At 52.7% G+C, this 15910-nt stretch carries 20 protein-coding genes; 17 read left to right on the top strand and 3 right to left on the bottom strand.

Annotated features, from left to right (window positions below):
* Nucleotides 1-67: 67 nt before the first annotated feature.
* Nucleotides 68-1132: a hypothetical protein gene (locus tag AK59_RS0118105; RefSeq protein ID WP_029883436.1), complete on the top strand. Its 1065-nt coding sequence runs from the start codon at nucleotides 68-70 to the stop codon at nucleotides 1130-1132.
* Between the two features lie 70 nt (nucleotides 1133-1202).
* Here AK59_RS0118105 and AK59_RS0118100 read toward each other — a convergent pair whose 3' ends face one another.
* Entirely contained in the window at nucleotides 1203-2225 is a 1023-nt protein-coding gene (locus AK59_RS0118100) for a phage portal protein (RefSeq protein ID WP_029883435.1), read from the bottom strand.
* A gap of 1 nt (nucleotide 2226) precedes the next feature.
* Nucleotides 2227-3996 carry a terminase ATPase subunit family protein gene (locus tag AK59_RS0118095; protein ID WP_029883434.1) on the bottom strand — a complete coding sequence of 590 codons (1770 nt, stop codon included), beginning with the start codon at nucleotides 3994-3996 and terminating at the stop codon, nucleotides 2227-2229.
* A 166-nt stretch (nucleotides 3997-4162) separates the two neighbouring features.
* Here AK59_RS0118095 and AK59_RS0118090 point away from each other — a divergent pair, with 166 nt between their 5' ends.
* The 11 genes from AK59_RS0118090 to AK59_RS0118040 all read left to right on the top strand — a co-directional run bounded on the left by AK59_RS0118090 (nucleotide 4163) and on the right by AK59_RS0118040 (nucleotide 9843).
* The gene (locus AK59_RS0118090; protein WP_029883433.1) at nucleotides 4163-5017 is read left to right on the top strand and encodes a GPO family capsid scaffolding protein; all 855 of its coding nucleotides are present in this window, start codon (nucleotides 4163-4165) and stop codon (nucleotides 5015-5017) included.
* Between the two features lie 55 nt (nucleotides 5018-5072).
* On the top strand, nucleotides 5073-6140 hold the full coding sequence (locus AK59_RS0118085; RefSeq protein WP_029883432.1) for a phage major capsid protein, P2 family: 1068 nt from the start codon (nucleotides 5073-5075) through the stop codon (nucleotides 6138-6140).
* Nucleotides 6141-6143: 3 nt separating this feature from the next.
* Complete coding sequence (locus tag AK59_RS0118080; protein WP_029883431.1) at nucleotides 6144-6899, top strand: phage terminase small subunit; 756 nt, start codon at nucleotides 6144-6146, stop codon at nucleotides 6897-6899.
* Between the two features lie 99 nt (nucleotides 6900-6998).
* A complete protein-coding gene (locus tag AK59_RS0118075; protein WP_029883430.1) occupies nucleotides 6999-7505 on the top strand; it encodes a head completion/stabilization protein in 507 nt (168 codons plus the stop codon).
* The gene (locus AK59_RS0118070; RefSeq protein WP_006175797.1) at nucleotides 7505-7708 is read left to right on the top strand and encodes a tail protein X; all 204 of its coding nucleotides are present in this window, start codon (nucleotides 7505-7507) and stop codon (nucleotides 7706-7708) included. The genes AK59_RS0118075 and AK59_RS0118070 overlap by 1 nt, the downstream gene beginning before the upstream one ends.
* A complete protein-coding gene (locus AK59_RS0118065; RefSeq protein ID WP_014170137.1) occupies nucleotides 7699-7920 on the top strand; it encodes a hypothetical protein in 222 nt (73 codons plus the stop codon). Before AK59_RS0118070 ends, AK59_RS0118065 begins: the two co-directional genes overlap by 10 nt.
* Nucleotides 7904-8413 (top strand): lysozyme, encoded by a 510-nt coding sequence (locus AK59_RS0118060; RefSeq protein WP_029883429.1) that lies wholly within the window; start codon nucleotides 7904-7906, stop codon nucleotides 8411-8413. The genes AK59_RS0118065 and AK59_RS0118060 overlap by 17 nt, the downstream gene beginning before the upstream one ends.
* Entirely contained in the window at nucleotides 8410-8835 is a 426-nt protein-coding gene (gene lysB, locus AK59_RS0118055; protein WP_029883428.1) for an Rz-like lysis system protein LysB, read from the top strand. Before AK59_RS0118060 ends, lysB begins: the two co-directional genes overlap by 4 nt.
* Nucleotides 8723-8968, top strand: a complete 246-nt coding sequence (gene lysC, locus AK59_RS1000000125290) for an Rz1-like lysis system protein LysC (RefSeq protein WP_231501499.1) — start codon at nucleotides 8723-8725, stop codon at nucleotides 8966-8968. Before lysB ends, lysC begins: the two co-directional genes overlap by 113 nt.
* Nucleotides 8931-9398: a phage tail protein gene (locus AK59_RS0118045; RefSeq protein ID WP_029883426.1), complete on the top strand. Its 468-nt coding sequence runs from the start codon at nucleotides 8931-8933 to the stop codon at nucleotides 9396-9398. Before lysC ends, AK59_RS0118045 begins: the two co-directional genes overlap by 38 nt.
* Nucleotides 9391-9843 (top strand): phage virion morphogenesis protein, encoded by a 453-nt coding sequence (locus AK59_RS0118040; RefSeq protein ID WP_029883425.1) that lies wholly within the window; start codon nucleotides 9391-9393, stop codon nucleotides 9841-9843. The genes AK59_RS0118045 and AK59_RS0118040 overlap by 8 nt, the downstream gene beginning before the upstream one ends.
* Before the next feature lie 43 nt (nucleotides 9844-9886).
* On the opposite strand, the gene AK59_RS0118035 is transcribed toward AK59_RS0118040, so the two are convergent.
* Nucleotides 9887-11062, bottom strand: a complete 1176-nt coding sequence (locus AK59_RS0118035; protein WP_029883424.1) for a DUF2971 domain-containing protein — start codon at nucleotides 11060-11062, stop codon at nucleotides 9887-9889.
* 189 nt (nucleotides 11063-11251) lie between these two features.
* Between AK59_RS0118035 and AK59_RS0118030 the strand changes: the two genes are divergently transcribed.
* From AK59_RS0118030 to AK59_RS0118010, 5 genes are read left to right on the top strand one after another with little or no spacing between them, the layout of a single operon-like run.
* The gene (locus AK59_RS0118030; protein ID WP_029883423.1) at nucleotides 11252-11893 is read left to right on the top strand and encodes a phage baseplate assembly protein V; all 642 of its coding nucleotides are present in this window, start codon (nucleotides 11252-11254) and stop codon (nucleotides 11891-11893) included.
* Nucleotides 11890-12240, top strand: a complete 351-nt coding sequence (locus AK59_RS0118025; RefSeq protein ID WP_029883422.1) for a GPW/gp25 family protein — start codon at nucleotides 11890-11892, stop codon at nucleotides 12238-12240. Before AK59_RS0118030 ends, AK59_RS0118025 begins: the two co-directional genes overlap by 4 nt.
* A gap of 5 nt (nucleotides 12241-12245) precedes the next feature.
* Nucleotides 12246-13154: a baseplate assembly protein gene (locus tag AK59_RS0118020; protein ID WP_029883421.1), complete on the top strand. Its 909-nt coding sequence runs from the start codon at nucleotides 12246-12248 to the stop codon at nucleotides 13152-13154.
* Nucleotides 13147-13677 (top strand): phage tail protein I, encoded by a 531-nt coding sequence (locus AK59_RS0118015; RefSeq protein WP_029883420.1) that lies wholly within the window; start codon nucleotides 13147-13149, stop codon nucleotides 13675-13677. Before AK59_RS0118020 ends, AK59_RS0118015 begins: the two co-directional genes overlap by 8 nt.
* Before the next feature lie 11 nt (nucleotides 13678-13688).
* Nucleotides 13689-15752, top strand: coding sequence for a phage tail-collar fiber domain-containing protein (locus AK59_RS0118010; RefSeq protein WP_029883419.1), 2064 nt, complete (start codon nucleotides 13689-13691; stop codon nucleotides 15750-15752).
* Nucleotides 15753-15910: the final 158 nt, after the last annotated feature.

Here is a 15910-nt window from a genome sequence, read left to right as displayed (position 1 = left end):
GTAAGTGCATTAAAATGCAATACTCTTTTATCTTAAAAAAGCGATTAAAATGTCCAGAAATGATGATATGGGTAATATACAATTAATAGTTGATAGCGGGGATGGCTCTCAAAATTATGGCGTTATGCTCCCATGTGAGCCCTCCTCATTTGGCCGTTTTATCTCTCAACTGCTTGGTAAACCTCAGTTGATTGAAAAAGCTATCTACGGGAGTTTTAAAGTAGACCAACAAGATTTAATTAGTACTCATTACTTAATAAGCCAAAGAATAAATCAACAGAATGAAGCGACTTTTATACAATTTACAGCAAAAATGTTCTTTTCAGATGATTCATCAGTAGAGATAAATACTTTTGAGGAGTTTGTTTCGTACAGTGAAGTAAAGAAAGTTAACTGTACTCTCATAAATTTGTCATGGACTTATTTGATTAAGTTCAAGAATCGAAATGTTGCTGAAAAACAACAAATAGAAATTACGTTCGGTGGAGCGGGGCATTCCTATTACCCAACTAGATTGCGCAATAGGAACAGTTTCACAACTGCTGGCAACTGTATTTATATTTCTATAAATCATACGGAAAGGACTTGGGGAGTTGACATTGAGTCACTATTAACTTCACATCTTCAGAACTTCATAGTTGATGTGAAAAAAATCCCTGAATTAATACACAAAAATAGTGATAAAATAGGTTTTTTAACAGGGGCAGTGTTTTTTGGGTTTTCTACTGCTGGTGCTATGTTTACGATATTGAAATTGGCTAAAAACTATAGCGATGAAATATCTAAAATTACTGAACAAGCTGGCGCAGATGATTTGACTTCGAAAAAAATTGATTTCCTGCTTAACATAACATCAACAGGTGTATGGCCAAGGTTTATATTGGGTTTGGTTTTCTTTATGATAATTGCCCTGATTGTGTCAGTCGTATTAGCAGCATGGGTTTCTGTGCGGGCGGAGTCCAAACATCAGAGTTGGATTTTAATAACTGAGCATGCCAAGGAACAGTATGTATCATACCTTTCCTCTCTGAAAAGCAAAGCTAAAGTTTTTTATGGTGGCATTATAATTTCAATTATATGTGGTGTGGTTGGTAATATTATATTTTCTTTGTATTTCTCTAAGTTAATGTAGTGGTGTTTGGGTACAGCCCCGTTAAATGTTTTTAGGGGCTGTGCAATGTGGTTCTGAAATTTATTAAAGCTTAGTTATTAAGATTATAAGGTGTAAATTTTATTATCTCATCTCCTACGAATTCATTTATTTCTTTAAAACGTTCTTGCAATGGTGTTAGTTCATTACGAACGAACACTTCAGCTACCTTTACAATATCTCCGAATCCACCAGTATGTTTTGAAACAATCCCCATTAATTCAGGTGGTACTCGGTGTGCGCTTAAAAGGTCTTCACTACTCACCTTTTTAATATTAAAAAAATCATCCTTCGTGGCGACTTCACTCAGCGGCACGATCTTAATGCCGTCCGGTTTCCCGTTTGGGGCGTAGAAAAACAGGTTTTTGAAATTCCCGAGCCCTTTCGAGTCGCGCATCGCGGAGCGCAGCGCCTCAACGTCGGTGCTGCTTTGCGCGGCGTCGGTCACGTACATGATGTAACCCGCGTGCGCGCCGTTCTGGTAATACTTGCGACGAAACAGCGTGGCGGATTCATTCAGCCAGGCAGAATTGAGCGCGCTAAGGTATTCCGGCATCCCGTAGAGCTCCTGATTGATATCAGGCTCAAGCAGATGGCACACCGAACCGGGGGCGAACTGGTGTGGATTGGTAAAGCTCGACACGTACCAGTAAACGCCATCTTCGACACCACGGCGGGTGTATTTGGCCGGGGAGGTTTCCAGTTTAAAGAGCTGGCCGGTCACGCTCATGCGCTTTTCAAGGTAGCCGTTTGCAAACACCAGATAATCAAGCACAAGGCGGCTAAAATCCTGACGAGACAGCAACGGGTGCGGGATGTAGGTGCTCGTGAGAATGTTACGTTTGACGTAAATCGGCGAGCTGTGGTGTACGGCGGCGCGCAGGCTTTTCGCCAGCCCCGAGAAATTGACCGGCGGCTCGTACCATTTCCCATTATGAATACACTCGACATAGTCGAGGATGTCGCGGCGATCCAGAACGGGTGACGGCTCACCAAAGGTGAACGCCTCCATTTTCTGAGGCGAGCTGGCGGTCATGCTGGTCTGTTTTGGCTGTTTGTTTTGGCGTTTTTTCATCTTAGTTAATATCCAGAATTGAACTTGATTGCATACCGCTACCGGCGGAAAGCGGCTCGTTTAACAGGGCGTGCATGGTCGCCCACGCGATATCCGCGTGGCTGGCTTCCTCACTGCGGCTGGCTTCATAGGTGGCGCTGCGGCCGCTGTTGGTCATGGTTTTTCGGATTGCCATAAATGACTGCGTGATGTCGGTCGCACCGGCGTCATATTCCAGACACCCGCGCCTGATGGTGTCTTTTGCTTTGAGCACCATGGCGGTTTTCATTTCCGGCGTGTAGCGGATGGCGCGCGCCGCCGGGAAGAATGAGCGCACAAGCTGGTAAACACCCTGGCCGATGCCGGTCGCATCGATGCCGATATAGTCGACGGTGTATTTCTCGGTCAGCGACCGGATAGCCTCGGCCTGTGCGGCAAAGTCCATGCCTTTCCACTGGTGACGCTCAAGGATGCGGAACTTGCCACCGGCAACCAGCGGCGGAGCCAGTACCGCGCACCCGGCGCTATCGCCGGTGTGTGACGGGTCATAGCCAATCCAGACAGGACGCCAGTTAAACGGACGGTCGGCGAACGGCTCGAAGTCCTCCCATTCTTCCATCGCATCGACCATGCAGCGCTGCAGCTCCTCGAATGGGAATACTGACGCCTTATCGTCAACGAACTCGCACATAAACAGGTTTCGGAAGTCATCCGCGCTGTTTTCCTGCTTAAGCTGGTCGAGGTTAAACAGGGTGCAGCCACCAGCGAGCGCGTCCTCAATGGTGACAATCTGCCGCCACTGTCCATCACCGCACAGCACGCCACCGGCGAGCGCCTGATGACTGATATCGATGTCGACACGTTCTTCGCGGTTGCTGCGGCCACGGTTAAACAGCTCGCCTGACCAGAACGGGTAAGCGCCGTGCGCCAGCGTCGACGGGGTCGAAAAATAGGTGGTGCGCAGATGTGACTGCGAGGCCATGCCCGAGGCGACTTTGCGCAGCTTCTGAAAATTGGGTATCCAGAAAATTTCGTCGACGTAAAGGTCGCCGTTGTGGCTCTGCGCGGTGTTGGAATTAGTCCCGAGAAAAATCAGCTCAGCGCCATTGTTGCCGATGACGATCGGATCGCCTGACAGGTCGACGTCAACCAGACGGGCAAAGGCGATGATGTACTTACGGAAAACGTAAGCCTGCGTTTTACTGGCCGACAAAAATATCTGGTTCTGCCCGGTCTTAAGCGCGCGCAGGAGGGACTCGCGCGCAAAGTAGAACGTCGCGCCAATCTGTCGCGATTTCAGGATGTGGCGGATGCGGTGCTCTAACCCTGCTTTATGCCAGCGGAGCTGATACTCAAACGACTGGTCGAAGAAAATCTCTTCCAGCTTTTCTATCGCTTCATCACTAAAGAAATTGCGTTTCGGCTTTTTGCGATCGCCTTTGTTGCGGCTGGCGATATTGGGGTTTAAATCCACCTCGTTTCCGGTCTGGCCGTAGCGGTTAACGCGCGCGAGTCGCTCCATCTGGCGCGACAGAAAATCAGCGACTTTGAAGTCATGCGCGGTCAGGTCTGGCTTTGCGTAGAGCTGGATAAGTCGCGCCTCTAATGTCGATTCCACGCGGTTAATCGGCGCGGTTTCTTCCCATCCGTCACGCTGTTTCCAGCTCTGTACGGTCGGGCGCTTGAGCTGCAGCATGTCGCAGATTTGCGGCACGGCGAATCCCTGCCAGTACAACAGCCGCGCCTGTCGTCGCGGGTCATTTAACAGAGAAAGGTCAGTTGAAATGGTCATGCTTGCCTCGTTTTTGGTGTGACGTGGCAAGGCTAAGGAAATGGGGAACTATTCGCGCTAAGTGCCTGTTGTGTCAGATCTAATCAGATCGTAAGCGGTGGCTGATACGGGTCAGAGTCGGGAAACTAAACCCGACCCGAAAACCCAACATCAGGACACCTGAACAATGGCAAAGAAAGTTTCGAAATGGTTTCGCATCGGCGTCGAGGGTGACACCTGCGATGGCCGCGTCATCAGCGGCGATGACATTCAGGATATGGCCGACACGTTCGACCCGCGCGTCTACGGCTGCCGCATTAACCTCGAACATATCCGGGGGCTGATGCCTGACAGTCCGTTTAAACGCTATGGCGATGTAACCGAGCTTAAGGCGGAGATTATCAGTGATGACTCTGTCCTCAACGGCAAAAAGGCACTGTTTGCCAAAATTGCCCCGCTTGACGAGCTGGTCAGCATGGTGCGTGCCGGGCAGAAGGTTTACACCTCCATGGAGATCCGCCCGAACTTCTCGAACAGCGGCAAGTGCTACCTCATCGGGCTGGCCGTCACCGATGACCCGGCAAGCCTCGGCACGGAATACCTCGAATTCTGCAGCCGCGCCGCGCAGAACCCGCTCGCCGGTAAAAAAGACCAGCCGGACGACGTTTTCTCTGTGGCGTCACTGGCTGCGCTGGAGTTTGAGGACGTTCCCGACACCATGCTCAACAGCCTGACCGATAAGGTTAAAGCCATTTTTGGCCGTAAGCAGGCCAGCGATGACGCCCGTTTCGCCGATGTGCATGAGGCGGTGACCACCGTTACCGAGCAGGTACAAACCAATCTCAACGCCACCGACCAGCGCGTCACCGAGCTGGAGACCGCTTTTGCGCTGCTTAAGCAGGACGTGACCAGCAAAGTCGATGAAAACGCGCAGGCGTTTACCTCCCTGAAAAGCTCCCTCGACAGTACCGAAAGCCAGAGCCAGCCGCGCCGCGAGCTTTCAAAAGGCGGTACCGGCGACGAGCTGCTGACCAACTGCTGATAACGCGCCGGGCGCGTTGTCCGGCCTGAACCCTTTTACCCGAACAGGAAAAACCATGCGTAAAGATACCCGCTTCAAATTTAATGCCTACCTGTCCCGCGTCGCGGAGCTGAACGGCGTTTCCACTGACGACGTGGCGAAGAAATTCACCGTCGAGCCGTCGGTCACGCAAACCCTGATGACGACCCTGCAGATGTCATCCGCGTTTCTGACCAAAATTAACATCGTGCCGGTTGACGAGCTGAAAGGCGAAAAAGTCGGGGTGGGCGTTAACGGTACGATTGCGAGCACCGCCGACACCGCCGGTGATGATGAGCGTAAGACCGCTGACTTTACCGCGCTGGAGTCCAACAAATACGAGTGCGCGCAGATTAACTTTGACTTCCATATCCGTTACAAACAGCTCGACCTGTGGGCGCGATTCCAGGACTTCCAGACCCGTATCCGTGACGCCATTATCAAACGCCAGTCCCTCGATTTCATCATGGCCGGTTTCAACGGCATCGAGCGCGCGGCGACGTCCGACCGCAAAAAAAATCCACTGCTGCAGGACGTGGCGACCGGCTGGCTGCAGAAGTACCGCAATGAAGCGTCAGCGCGCGTGATGTCCAAAATCACCGACGAGGACGGCAAGGTCATTTCAGACGTGATCCGCGTGGGTAAAAACGGCGACTATGCGAACCTCGACGCGCTGGTCATGGATGCCACCGGCAACCTGATTGACGAGATTTATCAGGATGACCCGGAGCTGGTTGTCATCACCGGGCGTAAGTTGATGGCGGATAAATATTTCCCGATCGTCAACAAAGAGCAGGCAAACACCGAGTCGCTGGCCGCTGACATCATCATCAGCCAGAAGCGAATCGGCAACCTGCCAGCCGTGCGCGTGCCTTACTTCCCGGCAGATGCGCTGATGGTGACGCGTCTCGACAATCTGTCGATTTACTTCATGGATGACGCGCACCGTCGCGCCATTATCGAAGAACCGAAAAAAGACCGCGTCGAAAACTACGAGTCCATGAATATTGACTACGTGGTCGAGGCTTACGCCGCCGGTTGCCTGATTGAAAACATCCAGCTTGGTGACTTCACCGCACCTGCAGCACCGGAAAGCGGAGAGTAAGCCATGACGAGTCCCGCAGCGCGTCACATGATGCGGGTCTCGGCCTCTGAAACTGCGCAACGGGCTGCTGTCCCGCTGCGCAATGCAACTGCCTATGAGCAGATGCTCGTTAAGCTGGCCGCAGACAACCGCACGCTAAAACAAATCAGTTCAAAAGAGCGTAAAGCCGCAAAAAAACGCGAGCTGCTGCCGTTCTATCTGCCGTGGGTGGCTGGCGTCCTCGACAGTGGTAAAGGAGCGCAGGATGACATCGTCATGACGGTCATGCTGTGGCGTCTCGATGCTGACGATATCGCCGGGGCTCTGGAGATAGCCCGTTACGCCATGACCTACGGCCTCACCATGCCGGTCGGTCGCCGTCCGACGCCGTGCCTGCTGGCCGAAGAGGTCACGCTCGCCGCGCAGCGCCTGCTCGCTGCAAAACAGCCGGTCGAACTGGCAAACCTGCTCGACACCATTGCGCTGACGGAGCGCGCGGATATGCCCGATATCGTGCGTGCGAAGCTGCACAAAATCACCGGCTACGTGCTGCGTGAGGCGAAGCAATTACCCGAGGCGCTGGCGCACCTGCAGCGTGCGATCCAGTTAGAAAGCACTATCGGGGTGAAAAAGGATATCGAGCAGTTAGCGCGCCAGCTCAGGCCAAAACCTGAACCCGCCCCGAAAACCCAAAAGACTAAACCGCGCACGCGCAAACCTGCCGCTAAACCGGCGGCACGGCGCGGGCGTCCACCAAAGGCGGTAAAAGCCGCAGGTTAACCGAGCGCTCCCCGAGCCGGGCGGCACGCCGTTCAATGCGGGTATTCCTTACCCTGACTGCGAACGGCGTCCACCGCCCACCTATTACCCGAGGTTGTCATGACGACGCTGATTATTGAGCCAAAAAAAGAGCCGCAGGATGTGCCGGGCGTGGTGATACCGCCACCGGGCGTGAGCGAGCCGGTAATCAAAAACACCCCGTTTTTTCCTGACGTGGATCCGAAGCGCGTGCGGGAGGAAATGCGGTTAGAACAGACCGTTTCCCCCGTGCGCCTGCGCCGGGCGATTAAGACCGCCATCGCGGAAACGAACGCGGAGCTGAGCGAATGGCGCGAGCGTCAGCTCGAAGCCGGTCACGCCACGCTGGCGGATGTCCCGACCGACCAGCTCGACGGCGAGAGCGTGCGCGTTTTCCACTATTTCAACGCCGTGTGTGCCATGACGACGGCAACGCTTTACGAGCGCTTTCGCGGCGTGGATGCGACCGCCAAAGGTGACAAAAAGGCCGACAGCATCGACAGCACTATCGATGAGATGTGGCGGGATATGCGCTGGTCAGTGGCGCGTATCCAGGACAAAGCGCGCTGTATTGTGGGGCAAATCTGATGAAAGCGTATGCGCTGCAGGGCGACACCCTCGACGCGATTTGCGCCCGTTATTACGGGCGAACTGAGGGCGTAGTCGAAACCGTGCTGGAGGCTAACCCCGGCCTGTCTGAGCTCGGCGTCATTCTGCCGCACGGCACGGCAATTGAGCTGCCCGAGACCGACAGCGCGGCCAGAACCGAAACGGTGAATCTATGGGACTGAGCATGGAAAAAATCACCACGTTTATCGCCTACTGGCTGGCCGTTGCGCTGGCGTATCTCGGGGCAATTTCACCCGAAAAGATGGCGCTTTACGTGGGCGGCGGATGCGCCATTTTTACCGCGCTGACGAACTACTGGTTTAAGCGCAAAACCTATCTCTATCTGACGTCACTCGGACTCGATAAGGGGGCTATTCGTGAAATCAATCGTTAAACGTTGCAGTGTGGCCGCAGTGCTGGCGCTGGCGGCGCTGATGCCTGACTTTCGACTGCTTAACACCTCGCCCGAGGGGCTGGCGCTGATTGCTGACCTCGAAGGTTGTCGCCTGACGCCTTACCAGTGCAGCGCGGGAGTGTGGACGTCAGGCATCGGCCACACTGCAGGCGTCGTCCCGAAAGGGGACATCACCGAGCGTCAGGCGGCGGCGAACCTTGTCGCAGATGTGATGAACGTCGAGAAACGTCTCGCGGTCTGCGCGCCGGTAGAAATGCCGCAGCACGTTTACGACGCACTGGTCAGCTTCTCATTCAACGTGGGAACCGGCGCGGCCTGCCGCTCAACGCTGGTTTCGTACATCAAGCGTCATCAATGGTGGCAGGCGTGCGACCAGCTCACCCGCTGGGTTTATGTGAATGGCAAAGTCAGCACCGGGCTGGAAAATCGCCGCGCGCGCGAGCGTGCCTACTGCATCAGGGGGATTCAATGAAAGTGATGTTGTTTTTACTGGCCGCGCTGATGGCGATTGTGCTCTGGCAGCGTCATGAAAACGGCACCCTGATCCGCTCCTTTGAACGGGCAAACAAGGTCGCAGGTGAACAGAAAAACGTGATCGGAATGCTGAAAAATCAGCTTTCCGTTTCGCAGGGAATTGCCAGGAAAAACGAAACCGCGCAGGTCACTTTACGCGGTGAGTTAATCGCCGCCGGTGCAATGGCCGTGCGACGGGAAGAAACCATTACGAGGCTGATAAATGAGAATGAAACGTTACGCAGCTGGTATAGCGACAAGCTGCCTGATGTTGTGCGCAGGCTGCACACCCGCGCCGGTTGCACCTCCGCCGGTCATTGTTTACAGCGCCTGCCCGAAGGTGAGCTATTGCCCGATGCCGGAAAGCGATCCGGTCACTAATGGCGACCTGAGTGCAGATATCCGCAGGCTTGAGCACGCGCTCGCCGCCTGCGCGCTGCAGGTTGAAACCATCAAAGACTGTCAGGATAAACTCGATGAAGAAAGCAATCAGCCTGCGCAAGGCGTTAACTGACGCCGTACCGCAGCTTAAAACCAATCCCGAGATGATGCGCATTTTTGCCGACGAGGGGAATATCGATGCGCGGCTCGCGGCTTCCCTGTCCCACGAGAAAATTTACACCCTGAATGTGATCGTGTGTGATTTTGTGGGCGACCCTGATTTGATTTTCGTGCCGGTGGCCGCATGGCTGCGTGAGAATCAGCCGGATATTTGCACGCTCGATGACGGCCGTAAAAAGGGCTACCGTTTCCAGATGGATTTGAACGACGAGGACAGTGTTGATATCAGCATCAGCCTGCAGCTCACCGAACGCACCATCATCAAAGAGGAAAACGGCGCGCTGCACGTGAGCTATGCCCCTGAGCCTCCGCCGCCTGAGCCCGTCACCCGACCAAAAGAGCTCTATATCAACGGCGAACTGGTGAGTAAGTGGGATGAGTGACTTTAAGCCTTTTGACGACAAGCTCGCCGGGCTGCTTGCTTCCCTGTCACCGGCAGGACGTCGGAAGCTGGCCGGGGAGATTGCAAAGGAGCTGCGCAAGTCGCAACAACAACGCATCAAACAGCAAAAAGCCCCGGACGGCTCACCGTATCAGGCGCGAAAGCGCCAGCCGCTCAGGGCAAAGACCGGGCGAATAAAAAGGGCGATGTTTCAGAAGCTGCGCGCGAGCCGTTACATGAAAGCCACTGGCCGTGAAAACAGTGCAGCGGTGGAATTTACCGGCAAAGTGCAGCGCATCGCTCGCGTTCACCAGTACGGGCTAAAAGACCGGCCAAACCCGCACAGCCGTGACGTGCAGTATGCAGAGCGCCAGTTACTGGGGTTTAGCCAGAATGATAAAGAATTGATGGAGGCAATGATAATAAATCATTTTAAAAATGGTTAAGATAAAAGCCCCTTGATATTAGGGGCTGCAGAACGTGCAATTATTAACTTGCATTGATTGCTTCTAATATTTTCTTTAATTCTTCTGAACGGATTTGGTCATTCCATTCAACTTCGTTTATAAAAGGAAGCCATCTACCATGAATGTCACAAACTCTTCCTAGGGGTGTAACTATAATTTTATATTGACCGGGCATGCTTTTTGCCTGAAAAATATATATATCACTTTCGGGTGGTTGCGCTTTTTTTAAATGATAACAAGCGGCGAGGATTTTTTCCTTATCATCCTCATTTGTTTTTGACCCAAAGATAATTCCTTTTATGTGATGTTTTGATATTTTTATGCTTCGAAGCGCTGAAGGTAGTTCGTCAAAAACAGGTAAGTGTAGCCTTAACTCTTTTTCATATTTCCAGTCAGTGTATTTTACACGTCCGATGTGATTTTCGTTGTATTTCGGTAAATCTGACAGGAGAATTTCGCCGCAATCGTAAAAATCCTCTTGGTCACTGAAAGCGAAGGTAGGGACAAGCTTTCTAAAACCATTTGCTCTAACTGGTTTGTTCTTGTAATCCACCTCAAGGAGTTGTGCTGTGCCTAGCTTAGACGTTCCGAATAATGAGGATGAATCGGAAAGCTTAGTAAAAGAAGGAAAGATTTCTATATTGCTTTCGAGGTTGATAGTTCCATCGGTTGACTCGTAAATGATGGCGAAACCTTTTTCAGCATTACTATAAAGACCCCACATCGTTAAAATGGTGGCGCTCTTCGAAAAGGATGTTATATATAATGTGTCATTTAATTTTGTGTCTAATTCATTTTGCAAATATAAGTTAAGCGCGTGCATAGCATTAGTTGCATCATTGTAACTTAATTCTGCGAAAGCCTTTTTGCCAAAGGCATCTGTGATTTTGCTGATTGTCTCTTCATATTTTAGTGATAATGCCTTTTTTTTGTTTAGAAGATCGGCTAAAACATCTTTTTTAAATGAGAGTATTTCATAAGCTAGCTGGGATTCTGGTTTTAAATTTAGTTGGATGCAGATTCTAAAAAGAATCTCCTCGATGAATCTTGACCATACTTCACGGTTTGCATTAAATGTGAATTGCGGTTTACATTCATGTATGTCGTTTAGTTCTTTTGGTGATGCAAAGAAAACCTCACCATGACGGAGCATTGAAAAGTTTAAATTGTCGGCCTTGAAGTATTTATAAAAGTACATCTCAATTCCTTATGTTTGAATCAATATCTTCAGATTAAATAGGAAAAGTTAAAGGTTTTCAAATTTTCAACATTTCTCAATCAAAGATTTTCAAAGCATCATGGAACATGAACTTTTGAGGGTGTTGTTGTATCCACCACAAAACACCGTTCCATTGCCGCTGGCCTCGCCCGGCAGCATCCTTTCCCCATGAATAATCTAAATTCTCTGCAGGAAATCGCACGCGCGATCCGCAACCTTATCCGCACCGGCATCGTGACCGACGTCGACCACGACGAGGGGCTTTGTCGTGTCCAGACCGGCGGCATGGAAACCACCTGGCTAAACTGGCTAACCTGTCGCGCCGGTCGTTCTCGCGTGTGGTGGGCTCCCTCGGTCGGTGAGCAGGTGTTATTGCTGGCCATCGGTGGCGAGCTCGATACGGCCTTTGTGCTGCCGGGCATTTTTTCTGATGACCATCCCGCACCGTCGGCCTCACCCGATGCGTTCCATGTGTCATTTCCTGATGGCGCTGTTATCGAATACGAACCAGAAAGCGGCGCGCTTACCGTGTCAGGGATCAAAACTGCCGACGTCACCGCGTCGGATTCCATCACGGCCACCGTGCCGGTGGTTCTGGTGAAAGCCTCGACCAGCATCACGCTCGATACACCCGAGGTGGTATGCACCAACAAGCTGACCACCGGCACGCTGGAAGTGCAGAAAGGCGGGAAGATGACCGGGAACATCGAGCACACCGGCGGGAAATTTATCAGCAACGGCGTGCAGGTTGATGACCACGCGCACGGCAACGTACAGAGCGGCGGGAGCTGGACTAAGGGGACACAATGACGGTGCGTTATCTCGGTATGAACAGCCAGACCGGGCTCAGTGTTTCTGAGGCCGAACATATCAGGCAGAGCGTGCGCGACATACTGGTCACGCCGGTTGGCTCGCGTGTCATGCGCCGTGAATACGGATCCCTTATGTCAGCGCTGATTGACCAGCCTCAGAGCCCGGCGCTACGGCTGCAGATTATGGCCGCGTGTTATTCCGCGATCCAGAAGTGGGAGCCGCGCATCAGCCTGACGACCATCACTTTTGAACGGTCAGAGACCGACGGCGGGCTGTATGTCGATATCACCGGCACGCGCTCGACCGGCGGACAATCCTTTTCCCTCACCATTCCACTGAGTTAAACGCTATGGCAATTGTTGACCTGAACCAGCTCGCCGCGCCTGATGTCGTGGAAGTGCTGGACTATGAAACCATCCTGAGCGAACGAAAGGCGACGCTCGTCTCGTTATACCCCGAGGAACAGCAGGAGGCCGTCGCGCGCACGCTGATGCTTGAATCAGAGCCGATTGTTAAGTTGCTGGAGGAAAACGCCTATCGGGAAGTTATCTGGCGACAGCGCGTCAACGAGGCCGCGCGTGCCGTCATGCTGGCTTACGCTGCTGACAGCGACCTCGACCAGATTGGCGGGAATTACAACGTTGAGCGCCTCGTCATCACGCCTGCAGACGACACCACATTTCCGCCGACACCAGCCGTAATGGAGTCGGACACCGACTACCGTCTGCGCATTCAACAGGCTTTTGAGGGGCTGAGTACCGCAGGCTCAACCGGTGCATATCAGTTTCATGGCCGCAGCGCCGACGGGCGGGTCGCGGATATTTCGGTCATCAGTCCTGAGCCAGCGTGTGTGACGGTCTCGGTGCTTTCCCGCGAAAATAATGGTGTCGCCTCTGACGAGCTTCTCGCCATCGTGCGCACTGCGCTGAATGACGAGGACGTCCGACCGGTGGCCGACCGCGTGACCGTGCAGTCAGCGAACATCGTCGACTATAAAATTACCGCGTCGCTTTACCTGTATCCCGGTCCCGAAAGTGAGCCGGTGCTCAGTGCGGCAAAAGCAAAGCTGCAAGCGTATATCACCGCGCAGCACCGCCTCGGTCGTGACATCCGCAAATCAGCCATTTATGCCGCGCTCCACGTCGAGGGCGTGCAGCGCGTCGAGCTGGCCGCGCCAGTGGCCGATATCGTGCTCGATGAGACTCAGGCGTCATGGTGCACCGAGTACAGCGTGACCATCGGGGGCAACGATGAGTAATACCCGACTGTTACCGGTGGGCTCCTCACCGCTTGAGGTGGCGGCGGCGCGCGCCTGCGCTGAGATTGAAAACACCCCCGTTCCCCTGCGCCGACTCTGGAGCCCTGACGACTGCCCGGCAAACCTGCTGCCGTGGCTTGCGTGGGCGTTTTCCGTTGACCGGTGGGATGAGAGCTGGCCGGAGACCACAAAAAGGGAAGTGATCCGCGCGGCGTGGTTTATTCATGCGCACAAAGGCACGATTGGTGCAGTGCGTCGCGTGGTGGAGCCGCTCGGCTACCTGATAAACGTGACTGAGTGGTGGGAAACCAGTGACCCGCCCGGCACGTTTCGCCTCGATATCGGTGTGTTAGAAACCGGCATCACCGAGGAAATGTATTACGAAATGGAGCGGCTTATTGCTGATGCAAAGCCAGCCAGCCGCCATCTTATCGGCCTCAATATTATTCAGGACATCCCCGGCTACCTCTACACCGGCGCCCTGAGCTATGACGGCGACATCATCACGGTTTACCCCGGATAAGTGAGAGCACAATGACAGTGAAATACAAAACGGTCATCACCAAAGCCGGTGCAATCAAGCTGGCTGCAGCGACCATCCCCGGCGGAAAAAAAGTGAACCTGACGGCGATGGCCGTCGGTGATGGTGGCGGTACGCTGCCTACACCTGACCCGAACCAGACAAAGCTCGTCAAAGAGGTCTGGCGTCACGCGCTGAACAAAATCAGCCAGGACAAAAAGAATAAAAATTATGTCGTGGCGGAGCTGCTTATCCCGCCTGAGACCGGCGGTTTCTGGATGCGTGAGCTCGGGCTCTACGATGACACCGGCACGCTGATTGCGGTCGGGAATATGGCCGAAAGCTACAAGCCCGCGCTCGCAGAGGGGTCAGGGCGCGCGCAGACCGTGCGCATGGTTATCATGGTGAGCGACATCGAGTCAGTCGAGCTGACGATTGATACCTCAACGGTGATGGCCACACAGGACTATGTCGACGATAAGCTCGCGGAGCACGAGCAGTCCCGCCGCCATCCTGACGCCACGCTAACGGCAAAGGGTTTCACACAGTTAAGCAACGCAACCGACAGCGCGTCTGAGACCGTCGCAGCGACGCCCAAAGCCGTTAAGGCAGCGTATGACCTTGCGAAAGGGAAATATACGGCTCAGGACGCCACCACGGCGCAAAAGGGCATCGTCCAGCTAAGCAGCGCGACCGACAGCGCGTCTGAGAGCGTCGCAGCGACGCCGAAAGCGGTAAAGGCGGCGTATGAACTTGCAAAAGGAAAATATACAGCTCAGGACGCCACCACTGCGCAAAAGGGTATTGTCCAGCTCAGTAGCGCAACCGACAGCACGTCTGAGGCACTGGCGGCGACACCGAAAGCCGTTAAGGCCGCGAATGACAATGCAAACGGACGCGTGCCGTCAGTGCGTAAGGTAAACGGCCGTGCGCTGACTTCTGATATCAGCATTACGGCGCAAGATATTTTTAACGGTCAGACTGTTGGCATTGGAAACGCCGCCGACCTGAACGCCTACACGACACCGGGGCTGTATTACCAGCCAGCAAACGCGCAGGCAGCAACAGGGAAAAATTATCCAGAGGCTAATGCAGGTTCGCTGGAAGTCTATAAGCACGCGGGTATCACGCAGATATACCGTGTTTACAACAATTCTCGCTCCTACATCCGTACGCTGTACAGCGGCACGTGGTCAGCCTGGACAAAGCAGTATGACGCGGCTAATAAACCATCACCTGAAGATATTGGTGCTTTGGCGGTAACTGGCGGGACAGTTACAGGTAATGTTGTAGTAACCGGGAGCGTGAGGACAGGAAATTCACGCGTCATGGAAATTAGTTCTTCTAATACCTCGACGCTAAATGGACTTATAAACCTCTGGGGAGCCAATGGCAGACCGACGGTGATAGAGTTCAAAGATTCGTCGGGATACCATTTTTATTCACAACGCAATGACGATGGTTCTGTGTCGTTTGACTTTAATGGTATTGCCAATTTTCAGCGTGGGGTGACGTCAACAGGTGAGGTTATTTCTAAAAGCGCGAATGCTTTTCGTATGGCTTATGGGAGTTACGGAGCTATCTGGCGCAATGATGGGGCTAATATTTACCTGTTGCTAACTGATTCAGGTAATCCGCTCGGTGGCTTTAATAACCTTCGTCCTTTTACTGTCAATCTTGCGTCTGGCGATATAGTCATGAATAAACTGACTCTGGCTAATTACGCTAGTTTTGATGGTCGTTACTATACCAAAACGCAGTCTGACGCCGGGTATATGGCAAAAACAGGCGCTTACACTAAGACTGAAAGTGACGCGCGTTTTCAGCCAAAAGGAAGTTACACCCCATCAGGTGAAGCGTATACCAAAGCCGAAAGTAACGGTCGCTATGTGACTCAAGTCAGGCTGGGAAGCGTAACAAGTACCGGTCAGATAGGTAACAGAGATTTGAGCTTCGGGAATGGCATCGTTTTAACGGGCATCTATGGTTCTGCTAACTACACCGTTAACCTGAATATCTATTATCGCGCTGTGCAATACCTCATTAACGGTGTCTGGTATACAGCAATCTCAGCATAGGGAAATATTATGTTTATTTTAAAAAATCTAACGGCATATGTGCCTGATGATAATAGTGATGTGGCGGAGTTATTATCATTGGGTGTTTCTTTCTTAAAAGATGAAAATGGTCAGGACTGGTACGAGGCGCAAAAGGAATTTGATAAGGATAAATTAAA

This window comes from Enterobacter sp. T1-1 (genome assembly GCF_000710795.1).
Taxonomy (GTDB): Bacteria; Pseudomonadota; Gammaproteobacteria; order Enterobacterales; family Enterobacteriaceae; genus Enterobacter; species Enterobacter cloacae.
Note: the sequence above shows the minus strand (reverse complement) of the source record. Positions and strands in the feature narration are given on the sequence as shown.

What these genes read in the sequence shown, in the direction of transcription:
- AK59_RS0118105 (WP_029883436.1), top strand. Translation starts at nt 68, where the DNA reads ATGGGTAATATACAATTAATAGTTGATAGCGGGGATGGCTCTCAAAAT.
- AK59_RS0118100 (WP_029883435.1), bottom strand. Translation starts at nt 2,225, where the DNA reads ATGAAAAAACGCCAAAACAAACAGCCAAAACAGACCAGCATGACCGCC.
- AK59_RS0118095 (WP_029883434.1), bottom strand. Translation starts at nt 3,996, where the DNA reads ATGACCATTTCAACTGACCTTTCTCTGTTAAATGACCCGCGACGACAG.
- AK59_RS0118090 (WP_029883433.1), top strand. Translation starts at nt 4,163, where the DNA reads ATGGCAAAGAAAGTTTCGAAATGGTTTCGCATCGGCGTCGAGGGTGAC.
- AK59_RS0118085 (WP_029883432.1), top strand. Translation starts at nt 5,073, where the DNA reads ATGCGTAAAGATACCCGCTTCAAATTTAATGCCTACCTGTCCCGCGTC.
- AK59_RS0118080 (WP_029883431.1), top strand. Translation starts at nt 6,144, where the DNA reads ATGACGAGTCCCGCAGCGCGTCACATGATGCGGGTCTCGGCCTCTGAA.
- AK59_RS0118075 (WP_029883430.1), top strand. Translation starts at nt 6,999, where the DNA reads ATGACGACGCTGATTATTGAGCCAAAAAAAGAGCCGCAGGATGTGCCG.
- AK59_RS0118070 (WP_006175797.1), top strand. Translation starts at nt 7,505, where the DNA reads ATGAAAGCGTATGCGCTGCAGGGCGACACCCTCGACGCGATTTGCGCC.
- AK59_RS0118065 (WP_014170137.1), top strand. Translation starts at nt 7,699, where the DNA reads ATGGGACTGAGCATGGAAAAAATCACCACGTTTATCGCCTACTGGCTG.
- lysB (WP_029883428.1), top strand. Translation starts at nt 8,410, where the DNA reads ATGAAAGTGATGTTGTTTTTACTGGCCGCGCTGATGGCGATTGTGCTC.
- lysC (WP_231501499.1), top strand. Translation starts at nt 8,723, where the DNA reads ATGTTGTGCGCAGGCTGCACACCCGCGCCGGTTGCACCTCCGCCGGTC.
- AK59_RS0118045 (WP_029883426.1), top strand. Translation starts at nt 8,931, where the DNA reads ATGAAGAAAGCAATCAGCCTGCGCAAGGCGTTAACTGACGCCGTACCG.
- AK59_RS0118040 (WP_029883425.1), top strand. Translation starts at nt 9,391, where the DNA reads ATGAGTGACTTTAAGCCTTTTGACGACAAGCTCGCCGGGCTGCTTGCT.
- AK59_RS0118035 (WP_029883424.1), bottom strand. Translation starts at nt 11,062, where the DNA reads ATGTACTTTTATAAATACTTCAAGGCCGACAATTTAAACTTTTCAATG.
- AK59_RS0118030 (WP_029883423.1), top strand. Translation starts at nt 11,252, where the DNA reads ATGAATAATCTAAATTCTCTGCAGGAAATCGCACGCGCGATCCGCAAC.
- AK59_RS0118025 (WP_029883422.1), top strand. Translation starts at nt 11,890, where the DNA reads ATGACGGTGCGTTATCTCGGTATGAACAGCCAGACCGGGCTCAGTGTT.
- AK59_RS0118020 (WP_029883421.1), top strand. Translation starts at nt 12,246, where the DNA reads ATGGCAATTGTTGACCTGAACCAGCTCGCCGCGCCTGATGTCGTGGAA.
- AK59_RS0118015 (WP_029883420.1), top strand. Translation starts at nt 13,147, where the DNA reads ATGAGTAATACCCGACTGTTACCGGTGGGCTCCTCACCGCTTGAGGTG.
- AK59_RS0118010 (WP_029883419.1), top strand. Translation starts at nt 13,689, where the DNA reads ATGACAGTGAAATACAAAACGGTCATCACCAAAGCCGGTGCAATCAAG.